19 protein-coding genes and 1 other annotated feature are annotated in these 17,473 nt (G+C 37.7%); of the genes, 3 read left to right on the top strand and 16 right to left on the bottom strand.

The window, feature by feature from the left end:
• Window positions 1-22: 22 nt before the first annotated feature.
• The 3 genes from ilvN to AC3RV6_RS01455 form a co-directional block, all read right to left on the bottom strand.
• A complete protein-coding gene (ilvN, locus tag AC3RV6_RS01465) occupies window positions 23-538 on the bottom strand; it encodes an acetolactate synthase small subunit (RefSeq protein WP_489747709.1) in 516 nt (171 codons plus the stop codon).
• Window positions 535-2,253, bottom strand: a complete 1,719-nt coding sequence (ilvB, locus tag AC3RV6_RS01460; RefSeq protein WP_489749155.1) for an acetolactate synthase large subunit — start codon at window positions 2,251-2,253, stop codon at window positions 535-537. Before ilvB ends, ilvN begins: the two co-directional genes overlap by 4 nt.
• A gap of 114 nt (window positions 2,254-2,367) precedes the next feature.
• Window positions 2,368-2,613: a binding site (T-box leader), on the bottom strand.
• A 435-nt stretch (window positions 2,614-3,048) separates the two neighbouring features.
• Entirely contained in the window at window positions 3,049-4,011 is a 963-nt protein-coding gene (locus AC3RV6_RS01455; protein ID WP_489747708.1) for a 2-hydroxyacid dehydrogenase, read from the bottom strand.
• A 311-nt stretch (window positions 4,012-4,322) separates the two neighbouring features.
• Here AC3RV6_RS01455 and AC3RV6_RS01450 point away from each other — a divergent pair, with 311 nt between their 5' ends.
• Together AC3RV6_RS01450 and AC3RV6_RS01445 are read left to right on the top strand one after the other, a co-directional pair.
• Complete coding sequence (locus AC3RV6_RS01450; RefSeq protein WP_489749154.1) at window positions 4,323-4,880, top strand: shikimate kinase; 558 nt, start codon at window positions 4,323-4,325, stop codon at window positions 4,878-4,880.
• Between the two features lie 118 nt (window positions 4,881-4,998).
• Window positions 4,999-6,164, top strand: a protein-coding gene (locus AC3RV6_RS01445; protein ID WP_489747707.1) for an IS3 family transposase whose coding sequence is annotated in 2 segments (ribosomal slippage) — window positions 4,999-5,275 and window positions 5,275-6,164 — 1,167 coding nt in all. Because the reading frame shifts where the segments join, the coding sequence is not laid out codon by codon here.
• Window positions 6,165-6,230: 66 nt separating this feature from the next.
• Here AC3RV6_RS01445 and aroD read toward each other — a convergent pair.
• The 7 genes from aroD to AC3RV6_RS01410 form a co-directional block, all read right to left on the bottom strand.
• Window positions 6,231-7,004 (bottom strand): type I 3-dehydroquinate dehydratase, encoded by a 774-nt coding sequence (aroD, locus tag AC3RV6_RS01440; protein WP_489747706.1) that lies wholly within the window; start codon window positions 7,002-7,004, stop codon window positions 6,231-6,233.
• A 203-nt stretch (window positions 7,005-7,207) separates the two neighbouring features.
• Complete coding sequence (gene moaA, locus AC3RV6_RS01435) at window positions 7,208-8,206, bottom strand: GTP 3',8-cyclase MoaA (RefSeq protein WP_489749153.1); 999 nt, start codon at window positions 8,204-8,206, stop codon at window positions 7,208-7,210.
• Window positions 8,207-8,222: 16 nt separating this feature from the next.
• Window positions 8,223-8,792 carry a molybdenum cofactor guanylyltransferase gene (mobA, locus tag AC3RV6_RS01430; protein ID WP_489747705.1) on the bottom strand — a complete coding sequence of 190 codons (570 nt, stop codon included), beginning with the start codon at window positions 8,790-8,792 and terminating at the stop codon, window positions 8,223-8,225.
• Window positions 8,789-9,022, bottom strand: coding sequence for a molybdopterin converting factor subunit 1 (moaD, locus tag AC3RV6_RS01425; RefSeq protein ID WP_489747704.1), 234 nt, complete (start codon window positions 9,020-9,022; stop codon window positions 8,789-8,791). Before moaD ends, mobA begins: the two co-directional genes overlap by 4 nt.
• Window position 9,023: 1 nt before the next feature.
• Window positions 9,024-9,464, bottom strand: a complete 441-nt coding sequence (locus tag AC3RV6_RS01420; RefSeq protein ID WP_489747703.1) for a molybdenum cofactor biosynthesis protein MoaE — start codon at window positions 9,462-9,464, stop codon at window positions 9,024-9,026.
• Entirely contained in the window at window positions 9,451-9,972 is a 522-nt protein-coding gene (gene mobB, locus AC3RV6_RS01415) for a molybdopterin-guanine dinucleotide biosynthesis protein B (RefSeq protein WP_489747702.1), read from the bottom strand. Before mobB ends, AC3RV6_RS01420 begins: the two co-directional genes overlap by 14 nt.
• The gene (locus tag AC3RV6_RS01410) at window positions 9,960-11,216 is read right to left on the bottom strand and encodes a molybdopterin molybdotransferase MoeA (RefSeq protein WP_489747701.1); all 1,257 of its coding nucleotides are present in this window, start codon (window positions 11,214-11,216) and stop codon (window positions 9,960-9,962) included. Before AC3RV6_RS01410 ends, mobB begins: the two co-directional genes overlap by 13 nt.
• Before the next feature lie 65 nt (window positions 11,217-11,281).
• On the opposite strand from AC3RV6_RS01410, the gene moaC reads away from it, so the two are divergent.
• Window positions 11,282-11,776 carry a cyclic pyranopterin monophosphate synthase MoaC gene (moaC, locus tag AC3RV6_RS01405; protein ID WP_489747700.1) on the top strand — a complete coding sequence of 165 codons (495 nt, stop codon included), beginning with the start codon at window positions 11,282-11,284 and terminating at the stop codon, window positions 11,774-11,776.
• Window positions 11,777-11,797: 21 nt separating this feature from the next.
• Here the strand turns inward: moaC and AC3RV6_RS01400 are convergent, their stop codons facing one another.
• The 6 genes from AC3RV6_RS01400 to AC3RV6_RS01375 form a co-directional block, all read right to left on the bottom strand.
• On the bottom strand, window positions 11,798-12,310 hold the full coding sequence (locus tag AC3RV6_RS01400) for a MogA/MoaB family molybdenum cofactor biosynthesis protein (protein WP_489747699.1): 513 nt from the start codon (window positions 12,308-12,310) through the stop codon (window positions 11,798-11,800).
• Between the two features lie 16 nt (window positions 12,311-12,326).
• Window positions 12,327-13,346, bottom strand: coding sequence for a ThiF family adenylyltransferase (locus AC3RV6_RS01395; protein WP_489747698.1), 1,020 nt, complete (start codon window positions 13,344-13,346; stop codon window positions 12,327-12,329).
• Window positions 13,347-13,397: 51 nt separating this feature from the next.
• The gene (locus AC3RV6_RS01390) at window positions 13,398-14,048 is read right to left on the bottom strand and encodes a response regulator (RefSeq protein ID WP_489747697.1); all 651 of its coding nucleotides are present in this window, start codon (window positions 14,046-14,048) and stop codon (window positions 13,398-13,400) included.
• 2 nt (window positions 14,049-14,050) lie between these two features.
• Window positions 14,051-15,124 (bottom strand): sensor histidine kinase, encoded by a 1,074-nt coding sequence (locus AC3RV6_RS01385; RefSeq protein WP_489747696.1) that lies wholly within the window; start codon window positions 15,122-15,124, stop codon window positions 14,051-14,053.
• Window positions 15,121-15,540, bottom strand: a complete 420-nt coding sequence (locus AC3RV6_RS01380; RefSeq protein WP_489749152.1) for a GAF domain-containing protein — start codon at window positions 15,538-15,540, stop codon at window positions 15,121-15,123. Before AC3RV6_RS01380 ends, AC3RV6_RS01385 begins: the two co-directional genes overlap by 4 nt.
• Before the next feature lie 378 nt (window positions 15,541-15,918).
• Entirely contained in the window at window positions 15,919-17,271 is a 1,353-nt protein-coding gene (locus AC3RV6_RS01375; RefSeq protein ID WP_489746479.1) for a transposase, read from the bottom strand.
• Window positions 17,272-17,473: the final 202 nt, after the last annotated feature.

The following is a 17,473-nucleotide window of genomic DNA, read 5'->3' as shown; positions in this document are numbered from 1 at the left end:
TCCTAGTGTGTTTTCATCTTTTTTATTTTAATATGGAAAGCTGTGGTGATTGTACTTTTTGCGTTTCTCTTACAAATGCTGTTGCACCTGTACGAGTTAATTCTTTTATACCATATGGTTTTAGTAAATCAATAAACGCCTCAATTTTGTCAGGATTTCCTGTCACTTGATAAGTAATTACATTTTTACTCATATCAATTACTGTCGCGCGGAAAGGTTCAATAATACTATTTATTTCCGCACGCATATGAGGTGGTGAGATTACTTTAATGAGTGCAAGCTCCCTCATGACGATTGCTTTATCAGTAATATCATCTACTTTAATGACATCAATCTGCTTTTGTAGTTGTTTTGCAAGTTGTTCTATTTTACTTTTGTCTTCTACATGTACGATGAACGTCATTTTCGACATGCCTGCTTGTTCCGTATGACCAACAGTTATACTTTCAATATTAAATTGCCGCTTCATGAGCAGTCCTGTTACACGGTTCAAAACACCGCTTTGGTTAATGACCGTTACAGTTATAACTCTTTTCATTTGCTGCTCACCCCAATCATTTCATGTAATCCTTTGCCTGGTGCAATCATTGGATACACATTTTCAAATTGTTTCACTCGGCAATCAATAAGTACTGGCTCATCTGAAAGCAAGGCTTCTTTAAAAATACGTTCAGCCTCTTCAAGCGTTTCAATCTTATATCCCTTTAAATCATATGCCTCTGCAAGTTTCACAAAGTCTGGTTGTACCGGTATGAGTGATTGAGAGTATCGTTCTTCAAAAAATGCTTCTTGCCATTGGCGTACCATGCCTAAGCCTCTATTGTTTAAAATAATGACTTTGACAGGAATTCTTAATTCTTGTAACAGTGACAATTCTTGTGCAGTCATTTGGAAGCCCGCATCGCCCACAATTGCAATAACTCTTTTGTCAGGCTTAGCAAGCTGTGCACCAATTGCCGCCGGGAAACCAAAACCCATTGTTCCTAACCCACCAGAAGTAACCCAGTGATCCGGATTATTCAGTTTATAGTACTGAGCCGCCCACATTTGGTGTTGACCAACATCAGTCGTCACAATTGCATTACCTTCAGTTATGCGATGGATTATCTCAATAGCTTGTTGAGGTAAAATCCAGTCTTCATCTTCGTTATACCATAATGGGAAATCTGTAGATGCAGCTTTCAAATAGGCATGCCACTCGTCGGTGTTCTGTGATTCGAAATCGTTCTTCAAAAGCTCTTTCAACGCTTCTTTCGCGTCTGCAACAATTGGAATTTCAGTAAGAACGTTTTTCCCAATCTCAGCTGGATCAATATCGATGTGTATAACCTTTGCATTCGTTGCAAATAAATCTAAGTTACCTGTAAGTCTATCGTCAAATCTTGCTCCGATATTAACAAGTACATCACATTCACTTAATGCCATATTCGATGCATAAGTTCCGTGCATTCCTGCCATTCCTAAAAATAACTCGTGTTCCCCGTGAATGCTTCCTAAGCCAAGAAGTGTATTTGTTACAGGGATATTATGTTTTTCAACAAACTCTTTTAATTCATCCATTGCCTGTGCATGAAGAATACCTGCCCCAGCAAGAATAAGTGGCTTTTTCGCTAATGAAATTGCCTGTATTGCTTTTTGTATTTGTAAAAAATTTGGCTTTGTAGTTGGTTGATAACCTGGCAAATTAACTTCTTCAGGCGCTGCATTTTCTGGCGTCGGTATAAATAATTCTACAGCTATATTTTTAGGAATATCTACAAGCACCGGACCTCTTCGTCCAGTAGAAGCGATATGGAAAGCTTCTTTTATAATTCTTTGTAAATCATTGATGTCAGTTACCTGATAGTTATGCTTTGTTATTGGTTGAGTAATACCCATAATATCAGCTTCTTGGAATGCGTCTGTTCCAATAACTGATGTCGCAACTTGCCCAGTAAATACGACTAAAGGCAATGAGTCCATCATCGCATCCGTTATACCTGTTACTAAGTTTGTTGCGCCAGGACCTGAAGTTGCGATGACAACGCCTGGTTTTCCAGAGACGCGAGCATATCCTTCTGCCGCATGGATGGCACCTTGTTCATGACGCGCCAGTATATGCTGAATTGGGTTTTTATATAGCGCATCATAAATGGGTAAGACAGCTCCACCAGGGTATCCGAAAATTATCTCAACCCCTTGATCCTTCAAAGCTTGAATGAGTACTGCAGACCCATCATTCAGTAGTTTAGGCTCTTCAACTTCAGTCGACATTGCAGCTGGCTGTAATTTTACTTGCCCTCCAGTATTCATCAACAAACTCCTCCTTAATTTTTTATGGACATACAAAAAGCCTTTTCATCCCACGCAAAGAAATAATGTTCTTCACATAGGGATGAAAAAGCTTTTCATGGTACCACCCTTGTTCGTAGCAATAATGCTACCTCTTGAATAGATCTAGTCTATTCTTTCGTAACGAGCATAATTTACTATGCCCGGGACTACCTAATCAGTTACCTTTTCAGTAATCCTCTCCGAGGGGATGTCGCAAATAGTTGTATTGCCGGCTTCCACCATGCACGGCTCTCTAAGAATACAAAGTTCTATTTACTTTAACCTCATCAATGATTTTTTTATATAATTTTTTTCACACGGTTTAATTAAGTTAACTATACTATAACACGAATAGCTTTTCCACTAATCTAATAATATTGATGTCGTGAAATAAATCACTAACTCATAATGGATTGTTGCAATCTTACCGCGGATATCTCTATTCGTCAACAGATTCTTTTTAATTGCGTGTTAATTGTTCTATTCGACTAATACTGTATGCGCTTTCAATGTTGCTATATCAATGTTATAATTTTCTTTCACATTTTACACAAATTTTCAATAAGGAGAATATACAGTCTTTTGTGTAGATTCGATACATAAATTAGATTAGTTTTGATATATTAAAGCACACAGAACATATTCAAGATTATTAAACTGGCTATTTATTGTAAGACAACAAAGTTCACCATTGAAAAAAGCATATTCTCCAAACATCGAAGAATATGCTTATTTTCAAACTACTCGACCACCTGGTTCTCGCCCCTCAAGAACATCCGTAATAGCCTGCATGTTTAGGTTCATCATTGCAAATCTAGTTTTTATACTTGCACTCCCTATATGCGGCAACACAGTTACATTGGATAATGTTAGAAGTGGATGATTTAGTGGCACAGGTTCCTGTTCGAAGACGTCAAGACCAGCACCCCATATTGTGCCGTCTTTCAGTGCTTGATAAAGCGCTTGTTCATCAATAATTCCACCCCGTGCAACATTGAGCAGGATTGCTGTTTTTTTCATTTTCGATAATTCTTTTTCCCCGATCATATTTTTCGTTTCCGGCGTAAGTGGCGCGAATATTAAAACAAAATCAGATTCTCTTAGTAATGTACTTAAATCCGCATATTCAAATCCGTGCTTTTCTTCCGTTTCTATCTTTCTTGTGCGATTATGATATATCACGCGCATATCAAAGCCTTTTGCACGACGCGCAGCAGCTTCCCCAATTCGCCCCATTCCAATAACGCCAAGTGTTGCACCGAAAACATCCATACCAGTAAGTTGCATCGCAGACCAGGCTTTCCATTTGCCAGCACGTAGATCTTGTTCCGCCTCAGTCACTCGGCGTGCAGATGCTAGTAGTAAAGCGAACGCCAAATCTGCTGTTGTTTCAGTTAGCACATCTGGTGTGTTCGTTACAATTACCCCATGCTCTTTTGCAGCTTCAACATCAATATTATTAAAACCAACAGCTAAATTAGACACGACTTTAAGTTTTGGCGATGCTTCTATTAATTCACGCGTTATTTTATCTGATATCGTTGTCCAAAGTGCGTCCGCATTCTTTGCTTCTTCAAAAAGCACATCACTTGGCACTTCTACTTCTTCCTCGTGCCACATCCGCACATTAAATTTCTTACGAAGTGGTGCAACCGCTTCATCTGGAAACTTTCTCGTTATATAAATATTAGGTTTCACCTTAAAAACCTCCTGTCATCTGATGAGTTGAGTATATCATATTTTTCAGAATTCAATCATTACTCTTTCTATTTTCTTTAGATTACTGATTCGTCGAACTCTTATTTTACTTAATGCACTTCATAGGTATTTACATAATTCTGACACTGTACTATACTTTGGGTACTATTATAGATCAGTCAATTTCATAATAGGATTTTATCGCCACACCACTACAATATATAGTTGAGTTAAAACGTTCTCAACTATATATTGTAGTGACGTAACGGATTTATGTAATTATGAAATTGACTCAGATAGAAAGAGTGTTTATGTTGATGACTAGAGAAGTTCCGGCAAGGCAAAAAAGCATTGTTTTTATTGGTTTTATGGGCGTTGGAAAAACAACAATCGGTGAGCTTGTTGCAAAGAAATTGTACCGAAGTTTTATAGATATAGACCAAGAGATTGAAAATGAATTCGGAATGTCTACATCGGAGATTTTCGAAAAACATGGTGAAGCTGCTTTCCGTGAATCCGAAAGAAAGATTATCAAATTAATTTGCGGCCAAAAACTAAAAATAATTTCTGTTGGCGGCGGTGCTTTTATGCAGCAAGAAGTTCGGGATGTCTGTCTCGCGAATTGTATTGTCATTCATTTACAACTTTCTTGGGATGAATGGAAAGAACGATTGAATTTATTAATGGATAACCGTCCTAATTTACAAAGTAGAAACGTCGAAGAAATCGAAAAGCTATTCCATGAACGTCAGGATACATATTCGCTTAATAACTCTGAGCTATCAGTAGATGACCGTACTCCAGAGGAAATCGCGGATTCAATTGTCGATTCAATTAAGCTAGGTTGGGAATTATACGATCCAAATTAAAATAAAAAACTGTACTGGAATGAATCATTCATTGGGCTAACCTGAATTAGTGAGACAATATAAAACACCTTCGGCGTGGTACACTTGTAAAAAGTACTTACATCGGAGGTGTTTTTGCATGGGCAAAAACGTATATTCAAGTGAAGTTAAATGGGCTGTTGTAAAAGATAAATTAAGTGGTGAATTGACAAACAAGGAAATTATGGAGAAGCACGGAATCAAAAATGTTTCACAGATTAAGACTTGGATGACATGGTACCGTAGGAATGAAATTTATCGATTTGATCAACCAATTGGTAAACAGTATGCATACGGTCATGGTCCAGTGTTAGCGAGTGAAGACGATAAACGAGAACGTCAATTATCTCACTTGAAAATGGAGAACGAAATACTAAAAAAGTACATGGAGATCGAAAGAGGGTTGAAAAAGAAATAGTTCTACAAACTGTTGAAAAACTTAAAAAGAAGTATACGATTACAGCTATATTGACAGCATTAGAAGTACCAAGGGCAAACTATTATAGATGGCGTATTCAAGGAGTCAATCAGCCACTTTCGGTAGAAGAGGAATCCATTATAGAGCTGTGTAAAATTACTAAGTATCGGAATGGCCACAGAAAAATAAAGGCTTTGCTAAAGAAAAAATATAAAATAGAATTAAATCGGAATACAGTTCAGGACATCATGCAAAAGCATCACTTGCAGTGTCGAATCAAGCCGAAACGGAAGTGGAAATCCCAAGGAGAAAGCATTGTGATTGCTCCTAATATTCTTAAACGTAACTTTACGGCTAGTGAACCAAACAAGAAATGGGTAACGGATATTACATATATTCAGTATGGCAATACTACAAAATACCTTTCGACCATTATGGATTTATTTAATAATGAAATTGTGGCTTACAAATTATACAATCACCAGGAGACACCACTTGTAATTGACACGCTAAAGGAGGCACTGGCTGTACGAAATCACCCGGAGGGTGTAATTGTGCATTCAGATCAAGGAAGTGTTTACACATCGTATGCGTATCAAGCTTGTATTAAAGATAACGACCTCGTCAGTAGTATGTCACGTAGAGGAAACTGTTGGGACAATGCGGTGATTGAATCATTTCATTCGAACTTGAAGTCTGAGGAATTTCAATATGTTAAATTTAATTCATTACATAATCAGGACGTAATTGAGCGAGTAATTACCTATTTAAATTATTATAACGAAGAGCGTATCCAAGAAAAATTAGGCTACCTTACACCAAAAGAATATGGTGTAGAAGCAGCCTAATGAAGGTGTTTTATGTGTGTCTCATATCGCTATGGCAGTCTACATTCCGGTACAGTTTTTTATTCATTACCAATCTCCAAGAACTTCTTGTGTCGATTCAATCAATACTTTTAATTTATCAATCGGAATTTGTCCTGGAGCTGAACTTTGAACGCCCATTCCAAAGGTAACGATTGAGCCGTAAGTCCACCCAATAATTCTACTTAAGCCACCCAACCTACCCATAGACATCGTAATAAGTGGTATGTTCAAAACATTATCAGCTGCGCTAGTAACTTCCAGTAATCTCAATACATCATCCTTATGCTTTGGCATAACTGCAGCTTTTGCAATATCCGCCCCGAAAAACTCAGCTTGTAAGAGCTTTTTCATTATTACATTGTTTTTTGGTGTACTATCAAAGTTATGATAAGATAATATTAGTTTTTTTCCATTCTCTGAAGATACTTTTCGCAAAGTCTTAATATGCGTTGGTTCATTAGATACTTCAAAATCTATAAAATCAACAGTAGTATTTTTACAAATTTGACTAAGTAATTCAACTTTCCCGTCCTCATCTAAAGGGATTTTCTCTCCCCCTTCATTTACCGAACGAATAGTAAACAATACAGGAAGACCACTCTTTAGACAGATTTCTTGTGCAGTAGACAAAACAACGTTCACATTTTCGATATCCTTAAAAAAATCTGCTCTCCATTCAATTAAATCAGGCTCTTCAAGTAAAACAATTTGTAGTTCTTTAATTATTTCTTTCTTGTTTACACCTACTAAAGGGGTACAAATATAAGGTGCTTTTTTCCCCTTAATAATTCCTTCTTTCAAGGTTTTCCAACTCCCCATAAAATACATGTCTCTTATTAAGCTATATTCCCACCTAGCATTATAAATTGCAAGATGAAAATACTTCAAAAGGCAATAAGTACTTTTTATTTCAAAATATCTTTAAATGGAACTTTAGACAAAAAAAGTGCCTAAACTCAAATCAAACATTGAGTTAAGCACTAAAGTAGATTACTATTTCAAATCTACTATTTGTGGATACACTACCCGCCAATATAGCTCATACCTATCTTCTTTCTATTTTTCGCGGTTTGTTCGGTTCGCTCATCAGAATAGCGATCGGCACGTTTTTCCCAAACACGACTAATTGCGTCGAGTAATTCTTCGTCCGTCAATTCTTCACGGATTAATTCTCGTAAATCAAATCCTTCAGATGCAAATAAACAAGTATACAACTTTCCATCCGAAGACAATCTAGCACGTGTGCAAGTAGAACAAAATGATTCAGAAACTGAAGTAATAAAGCCAACTTCTGCACCGTTATCTTTATAGCGATAGCGCTTTGCTACCTCGCCGTAATAATGCTGTTCAGTAGGCTCGATATCAAAAACCGCTTTCAACATCTCGTGTATTTCCTTTTTCGAAACAACCTTTTTAAAACTCCAGCCATTGTCATTACCAACATCCATAAATTCAATATAGCGCAGCATAATGCCGCGGTCTTTGAAATAAGTAGCCATTGGAATGATTTCGCTTTCATTTACACCTTTTTGCACGACCATATTTACTTTTATTTCAAAGCCAATTTTTTGTGCATGTTCAATGTTTGATAGGATAAGATTTGGTTTTATACCACGGCCGTTTATTTCTCCAAAGATTTCAGGGTCAATAGCATCAAGACTCATATTTAACCTACGAAGACCCGCATCATAAAGTGGCTGAGCATATTGTCGCAATAAGACACCATTCGTTGTTAAACCAATATCTTCAATACCCTCAATACGAAACAGTTTATCCACAAGCTTAGGAAGATCCCTTCGCATAAGTGGTTCACCACCTGTTAAACGTAGCTTCTTGACGCCTATTGCAGCGAATACTTTAGCCAAACGTTCAATTTCTTCAAATGATAACAACTCATTTTTTGGTAAAAAGACATAATCATCACCGAAAACTTCCTTAGGCATACAGTAGGTGCATCTAAAATTACATCGATCAGTTACTGAAATACGAAGATCCCGAATTGGTCGTCCAAGTTTATCCATGATTGCTTCCAACTTCTCATCTCCTCTCCATATCGGTAGGCGTATTTACATTCATAAACACTTGTTGTTCATCATTTGTAAATACACTTCCATCAACCCATGCCACATTGAGTGCATCCAATACATCCATGACTTTAAGTTGCTTAGCATGTAGTGCTTTTTTCAACACTGGTTTAGTTGTCTCATCCCAAATAGATACAAGTGGATGATGTCGTCCAGAAGAAATTATTGCCGTGACATCAACGTCTTGTAATGTTTCTAACAGTCCGACTACATCTGTATCAATATAAGGCATGTCGCATGATAAAACGATATACCGATCTGCTTGAATATAAGTCATTCCAGACAATATTCCGGCTAATGGACCCAATCCTGCAAACTCAGGTATATCCGTAATTACTTCTAATTTATTAGGGAAACGATTTACTAGCTCCGATAATGTTACTATAACAACCTTATCACAATGTAGTTTCAATGCATCAACTGCACGCTCATAGAAGTATTGCTTCTCAAAATGTGCAAATGCTTTCGGCGAACCAAAACGTCTAGATAAACCGCCAGCAAGTACAATTCCTACAGTTTTCATCCACCACTCACTGGCGGAATAAATGCACAGTTATCACCAGATTGAATGACATCCTCTTTCAACGCATATTCTTCATTTACAGCTACATTGATTGTATCTTTTTGGAAACCAGGATACTTATTTTCAGCCCAGTCAAGTAGTTCAGCGACAGTCATTGCATCCTGTTCAATTACTTCCTCAGCCAAACCTGTTAATTCGCGTAGTCTCGCAAAATACTGTACTTTTATCAATCTAGCGCGCCTCCTTCCCTGGATACTTCTTCTGTGCACCCATCCACTCTTCGCCGTCTTCCCAAATTTCTTTTTTCCAAATTGGAACGACTTCTTTAATTTGTTCAATAGCATATTCATTCGCTTCGTAAGCCGCTTTCCTATGTGGTGAGGAAACTGCGATTAAAACAGCAATGTCAGAAACTTGCAGCTCACCAATTCTATGAACAATCGCAACCTTTACACCTGGCCATTTCTCTTCCATTTCCGCGCCAATTTCAGCCAACTTCTTTTCTGCCATTGGGATATACGCTTCATACGAGAGGTATAAAGTCCGAACCCCATGTGTCCACTCACGAACATTACCTGTGAAAATTGTGACTGCGCCAGCGCCTGCATGAAGAACGTAATCCGAATACTTTTGAATCTCTATCGGTGTCTCAACAATTTCAAAGGGTTTCATGCTCACTATTCCTCCCCGCCCAATTCATAAACCATTTATCAATTAGTTCAACATCTAATCGCGATGGAATCTGTACGGCACTTAACTCTATATGCCCGCCCCCTATAATAAGTCCAATGTTATTCAAATGTTTTAAACCGTCCCAATCATCTTCCTCGCGTAGTAGGATGACTTTTTCTCCTCTTTCTTCCTTATACCCTTCTATGAGTAGAATAGCAGGGTGATTAATTGTCGCAATTTCTTTCATTCGAATAAAACCTGGTTCTTCATTCATATATAATTGTACGGTTTCACCGCCGGCTACGACTGACACATCTGCACCGCTATTATAAAACTGCATGGCATCAGTATTTGAATCCGGCATGTCCAGTTGACTTTTATGTCCGTGATGTTTTAAAACTGCTACCGAAATCCCTTTTTCTTTCAATAAACGAACCCATCTCGTTATGAGAGTCGTCTTCCCACTATTTTTAAATCCAACAATATGCAGCGTCTTTATAGTACCCAATCATGAACACCTTGCTCGACACCTAATAAAAGGATATCGACTTCCAATCCACTCGTATACCCTCTTGTACCACTTGGTAAAACGATGATGCAATTACCACGCGCAATCGAAGATACTGCACTTGATTTATTAAATCCAGCGGGTACTACTACTGGTCCTTGCTCCGTCATTTCCCATATTGCTCTAATGAAACGAGTAAACGGATTAGCCTTTAAAATGTCTTCGCCAAGTACTGCTTTCATTCGAGGTAAATAGGTGTTTTCTGTACCCATCATTTTTAGTATAGCCGGACGTGCAAACAGTTCGAATCCTGTAAAACAAGCTGACGGGTTACCTGATAGACCAAATAAAAACTTTTCACGTAAGACTGCAACTGTTGTAACACTTCCAGGGCGCATAGCTACTTTATTAAATAAAACCTTCGCTCCTAATCGCTCATAAATAGTTGGTAGATAATCATAATCTCCTACAGAAACCCCGCCAGTCGTAATGAGGACATCCGTTTCTTCTATCGCTTTTTCAACAATCGCTGTACAAGCATCTAAATCATCAATTTGCATACCGTAGGATAGATAAGTAATTCCCATACGGTCAAGTTGTGCATTTATCATCGGGCCGTTAGAGTTTCGTATTTTACCAGGTGTTAGTTCCTCATCTACAGAAAGCAACTCTGTTCCTGTCGATAAAATTCCTACAACTGGACGTTTTGCTACTTTCACTTTTGCATAACCAAAGGTCGCTAAAAGTGCAATTGTTCCAGGGTGAATAATTGCACCCTTTTCAATAAGTTGCTCTCCTTTTTTTGCGTCCTCACCTTGTTCTGAAATATTTTCACCCTTTTTAAAGGGCTTACGCAAAGTGAAACTTCCCGGTTCTTCTACAGCTTGTTCGAACATAACCACGGCGTCTGCGTTTGATGGGATAATTGCGCCTGTCATAATACGATAAGCCTCGCCTTTTTCGATTCCACGTTCGCCTAAATGCCCGGCTCCAATTTCACCAATTACATTAAACTTTACTCTACTTTCACCAGATGCACCTTCTGAATCGTGTGCACGAATTGCAAATCCGTCATAGGGTGATCTATCGAAAGGTGGTACATCATGTTTGGCAATTATAGGTTCTGCTAAGATACGACCATATACTTGTTCGAGTGGAAGTAATTCTGTACCAAGTAAATGTGTATGTTCCATTACTAAATCTATCGCTTGAGCAACCTGAATAGGTTTTCTAATCTCTACCATACTAAATCCCCCATTATCTATAATCTGTTATACTAATCTTAAATTGTATCGAAAGGATGCGTCTTATGTCTAAATTAACACATTTTAATGAACAAGGTCGCGCGAAAATGGTTGATGTGTCAGATAAAGAAGAAACGGTTAGAATCGCTATCGCCAAATCATCCATATTATTAAATAAAGATATTCATGCCCAAATTTCAGAGGGAACGAATAAAAAAGGTGATGTATTTGCTGTCGCACAAGTTGCGGCAATTATGGCTGCTAAAAATACGTCTACTATCATTCCGATGTGTCACCCAATCCCACTAACCGGAGTAAATATTCAATTTGAGTGGGTCATAGATGAGGTTAACCCACATTACGAAGTTATCATTCAAGCTGAGGTTAAAACCAAAGGGGTAACAGGGGTTGAGATGGAAGCACTCACTGCTGCTTCCGCTGCTGCGCTGACGATCTACGATATGTGCAAAGCCTTGGGTAAAGAAATGATTATCGGACCTACAATGTTACTTAAAAAAACTGGTGGGAAAAATGGAGACTATGAACGTACAAACGCTTAATGGTTTGTACGTTTCTTTTTATTAATCTTCTAGATGCTTCGTAATTTCATAGACAATATGATGAAGTTCTGGAATGACTAATTTATCCATTGCCAGCTCTACTGCCTTCACCGAACCAGGAAGCATAAAGACAACTTTTTCTTCTACAATGCCTGCACTCGCTCGACTTAACATCGATTTGGAACCAACATCATCATAACTAATCATCCGAAATAATTCCCCAAAACCTTCAATTTTCTTTGTGAAATAAGGCGCCAACGTTTCCGCTGTAACATCTCTAAACCCTAGCCCTGTCCCACCCGTTGTAATAATTCCTTGAACATTTGGATTCCTCAACCATTCAGCAATAACCGACTCAATTTCTAGCTTATCATCTCGGCAAATCCGCGATTCAAAAACTTTATGACCCGCACTCACAAGTTTTTCACGAATTGTCCCCCCGCCTTTGTCATTTAAACTATTTCTTGTATCACTTGTTGTTAACACACAAAAAACCAATTGCTTTTCCCCATCGTAATCATGCGCTTTCGACAAACTTCCCACTCCCATCTTAACCGAATAATTGGTGGTATAATTTCCTACCTACTTGAATATTTTTTAAGCCATGTATTAATAACCGACCATTCGCAAAAATAATACACCGATGCCCTTCAACATTCATTTCAATAAAGTAAGGTGTTCTTCTATATGAATTTCCAAGATGCTTCGCTACCTCTTCTACCTCAATCAATGTTAACGTCCGATCTTTTTCAGGAATAACTTGTACTGTGTCGCGCCCGCAAAGAACGGCATAATTAGTTCCACTTTCAGGTGACAACGAAGGATATACTGGTTTTTCACCACAAGTCTCACAAGTCTTATTTTTCATTCGGCCAATACCAGCTTCAACATTTGTATTGTTCCAACAATCATACGTAAGCATTTTTTGGCGCATCACTTCTTTATTTCCAGATAACCATTTAAGGACTTCCGCGCTTTGATGTGCTGCCGTAATTTGTACTGCAGGAGCGATAATGCCTGCCGTATCACATGTCTCATTTATAGTTGGGAGGACGGGCAATAAACAGCGGAAACAAGGCGACTTTCCTGGTATAAAAGGGAAAACTGTACTTAAACTACCAACACAAGCACCGTAAATCCAAGGAATGCCAGTCTTCCATGCTATATCATTCATCATTAAGCGCGTTTCAAAATTATCGGTCGCATCTACTATGAGATCGACATCTTTTACAAGCGTTTCAATAAGGGGACCGTCAATATGATTAAGTACAGTTTCAATCTCTACATCGCTTCGTATTAATGTTAGCTGACGCTTTGCTGCTATTACTTTTGGTGTGCCGTCAAAAGCATCTTGTTCAGTAAATAATTGCTGTCTTTGTAAATTTGAAGGTTCAACATAATCACGATCCGCTATAATAAGACGCCCAACTCCTGCCCTTACAAGCGTTTCTGAGACCGCTGTTCCTAGCGCACCACAACCTATGATTAGCACCTTAGATTGTTTGATTAATTGCTGACCATCCACACCAATCGGTTTGAACAATTTCTGTCTTGAATACCGGTTATCCATCAGTTTTCCTCCTTTCTTTTAGCGACTAGTCAGAAATACTTTTTCAATTCTTTAAAAATCCAAGAACTTTTTTCTAAGTGCGTAGTTAACAAGTTCTGGTCTTCCTTTCAGTCCAAGCTTTTCCATAATTTTTGATTTATGCGCTTCTACTGTCTTTACGGATATGTAAAGTCTTTCAGCTATTTCTTTATTCCCATAACCTTTCGCCGCAAGCGGTAAAACTTCAAGTTCCCGCTTTGTTAATAGTTTAAATGGATCAATTTCAAATCCCATATCATCTATATTTTGAATAAGTTCTGTAGCAAGTGATGTTTCCAGTGTTGGGTAGATATAAACGTGTCCCTTGTACACTGTGCGTATCGCTTTTAAAAGTTCTTCATCTGGCGCATTTTTAAGAACATAACCCGAAGCACCACTTTTCAACGCATGGAATACATATTCTTCTTCATCATACATTGTTAAAATAAGGATCTTTGTATTCGGAAAATCAGCATGAATCTTTCCCGTTGCAATCAGACCACTTTCTCCGGGAGGCATGCTTAAGTCCATAAGAAGTACATCCGGACGATGTTTCCCAACTAAATCATAGGCTTCAAGACCATCTGCAGCAGTTGCTACAACTTCCATATCAGATTGAAAATTTAAGATAAGCATAAAACCGCTACGAACGACGGCATGATCATCCGCTATTATGATTTTCATCCCTATCTTTCCTCCTTATCTATTTGAGATACGAGCGGAATTTCCAATTTCACAACCGTACCTTTACCGATACTAGATTGAATAACAAAATTACCTTCAACTAATTCGGCCCTTTCTCTCATACCGTAAAGCCCAAGACCCGTCCCCCCCGGAACTTTAAATTCAATATCAAATCCTTTACCTTCATCCCGAACAATTAGTTTTAGAACGCCTGCATCTTCAAAAAGTCTAACGTAAACGGTATCAGTTTCAGCATACTTTAACGCATTAAATACCGCTTCCTGACAAACTCTATACACAACAGTTTCAATTTCACCTTCATATCTTTTAGCCTTTAATTCTGCCGTGAAATGTACAACTAATCCATAATTCTTTTTCACCCATTTGAAGTGCGTCCTAAAAGCAGCTTCAAGCCCTAGATCATCCAGTGTGGCGGGTCTTAATTCTACAGAAAGATGTCGTATATCATCCAACACCCTCATTAGTCCACCTTCTGTTTGTTCTACTTTGCTTAATACATCATCTTTAATACCCATGTATTTTAGGACGCGTAAATCAACAAGCGAACTTAGTATTTCTTGCGCCACGCTATCATGTAATTCCCTAGAAATGCGCTTGCGTTCATCCTCTTGTGCTTTTATCACACTTTTGATCATGGTTCTCTGATTTAGCGTTTCCATCGTTTTAAACTGTTTTGTTAAGTTTCTAAGCATCAAAACGCGGATACCGTGTTCTCGGTCAATCGTTTGATAACTTGCAGTGTAAGGAATAATTCCCCGTCCTTTTGTATCTAAGTACACTTGAAACGAACTAAAATCGTCATGCGGATTTTTTAAAAAACATGATACACATGTTTTAGGCTCCTGATCATTTGTATACCCATCACAAGATAGGCATAGCGCATCAGACATACCAGCAACCATTTGATCAACTACTGTAATCTCAAGGATAAGCTTGGCGGCATTATTCATCGAAATAACCTTTCTGCTTCTATCAAAAAAGAAGATGGCCTCAGCTGTATTGTCGTACATTTTCATTAACAAGTTTTCCATTTGTAAATTCTCGGTGGCCTTCAATGCTTTTCCATCTCCTTATGATAAAACGGCCCAAATCTCGGACCAACTTCTTCTATGAATTTCGCGAATTTCTCAGCTGTTAATTTTCTGTCGTCACGGTATGCTATCAAAAGGACACCTTGAACACGATTATGTTTGTAAAGCGGAATTGCGCCAAAGCTGGTTAAACCTTCCGCTTGAACAATTGGGTAATTAAATAGATTTGTACTTTCTAAAAAAGACCCTATTTCGGTAACGAGCATTGGTTTACCTGATTTAAAAACATTGCTAGCTACACCCTTCCCCGTTTGTAAAATAATGCGCTTGTAACGGTTGCTTCTATTTCCAACTGTATATTCCCATTTAAATTCGTATCTATAGTTTGCGTTTTGTACAAGTGCTAATGCAATAAAATCAAAATTAAATTGGTCTTTAATTTGTTTTATTCTTGATAGTTGAATAGTTGATGGTTGCTCATACTACTTCTCCCTATAAAAAAGGCAATTCACCTTTTCCTTTTTCATTTAGATAATGTTTTTACACAATATATAAATTGTCCATACATACTTCAATGGTACACTTCATGCGTGAACAAGTCTTGTAAATGGCCCATTGGAAAGACTATTTATCCAAGAAGTTAAGCACTAAGTAATAATTTTCTACTATGACTAAATATATTTTAATTACGTTAGTTATATTTTAGGATATCTGGATAAACTTCATTATATGAATCAATTTCATAATGCGTACTTTTAAAAAATCATATAGAAACAGAATTAAAAATGATTTCTTAAAAAAACGAATGAAGTAGCTGATTATGCTGTTTCAGATAATTGAAGTTGAAGGAGTCGATCAACAGCAAGTTTACTAGCGTTGTACGCGATTTGAACTAAATCAAAATGAACCTTGGCTTTTTCACCAGTACAATGATAAATCTGATCTAATAGAAAATATCCTTTGAGGTATGCATTTACACGTTCAACGGAACTTCGTTCCTTATAAATTTCATCCCATTTTACTGAGCCACGTGCTGGCGCAGTGTAACGTCTCAGGTCATCAGTGATTTTCTTTTTATAAACCTTCTGACATAAAGTATCAGTAGCGAGTGGACAATTCTTACATTCCAATGGACGTGTGTATTTCAGTGTTTGATACTTACTGTCGAAGCTATCATAACGATACGAATGTTCTCGAACACATGTCGGTGTGAAATATTTATCAAAGCCTATAGGCTCAGGTTCATTCTTCTTATTATAAGCAATGATAGATTGCGATCCGTTACGATAAATTTGTTCGTAAATTGGGTTGTAATCGTAACCTGCATCCATTGTTACGTAGTTTATTTTTAATAAAGGTAGACGTTCTTTAGTACCTTTTAATAATGAGATTGCAGCTTTTCCATCATTAAGACTGCCTGAAGAAAATAGAGATTGAAGAATATATTGACTTTTCGTCCCAACCGCTAGATGACATTTAAATCCATACCAAAAGATGTTCTTCCCTTCACTGTTTTTCTTTATTCCCCATTTGGGTTCAATAGGCACAGAGGAACGAAGTTCCAATAGGGATGCATCAAGTTGATTTTCAATTTTCTTTTCATAGAGCGGAAGGTTCGCTTCCTTTTCAGCTTTTTCAACTAGCCATTGTTCATGTTCTTCTTTCTTTTTTCGGCCACGCTTTTTGGGTTCTTTTTTAACTTTATCCGATTTAAATGGAGCACGATCACGCGCTTCAACATGTGTTGCATCAATAGCTATCGTTTCATCTGATACGAAACCTTCTGTTATCGCTTGGAGAAGAAGACGTTCTTGAACGATTTCTAAAGTATCAGATTCGCTAATGGATGCAATCATACGGGAATAGGAAGCTTCCGATGGAATCTCATCAGATACTAAGAATCCACAATCAACCTTAAACCGTAAATCTGTAGTGAGACGCTTTACAAGGTCCTTAATAAATGGAATGCGTTCGGTGATTCGAATAACCAACGAATAGATCATAGCAGAATAATTAAGTGATTGTTTAGGTCCAAAACGAGACTTTTTCATCATCACGTCAAGGATGGGATGTATGTCAATAACCGACAAAATCGAATTAAATCGATGGGTAGGTTCCAAGTCGAATAAAACTTGCATGTCAAACAGGCTTTCTTGTCGTATAATAGGCATAGAGCATTTCTCCAGTCTGTTAATGTGTGTGTGGTAACTCTCATTATACAGGATTTGGGGAGGTGCTCTATTTTTTTGTGATTTAACACCTAGAGCCCCAAGGGCTCAGAAATATGAAATTGATTCATATAATGACGATTAATTTTCCCTGTTCAGCAAGAAATAAAAGGGATTGTTTTATCGTCTCAACTTTTTTTTGCAA

This window comes from Sporosarcina sp. So3-204 (assembly GCF_058068165.1).
Note: the sequence above shows the minus strand (reverse complement) of the source record. Positions and strands in the feature narration are given on the sequence as shown.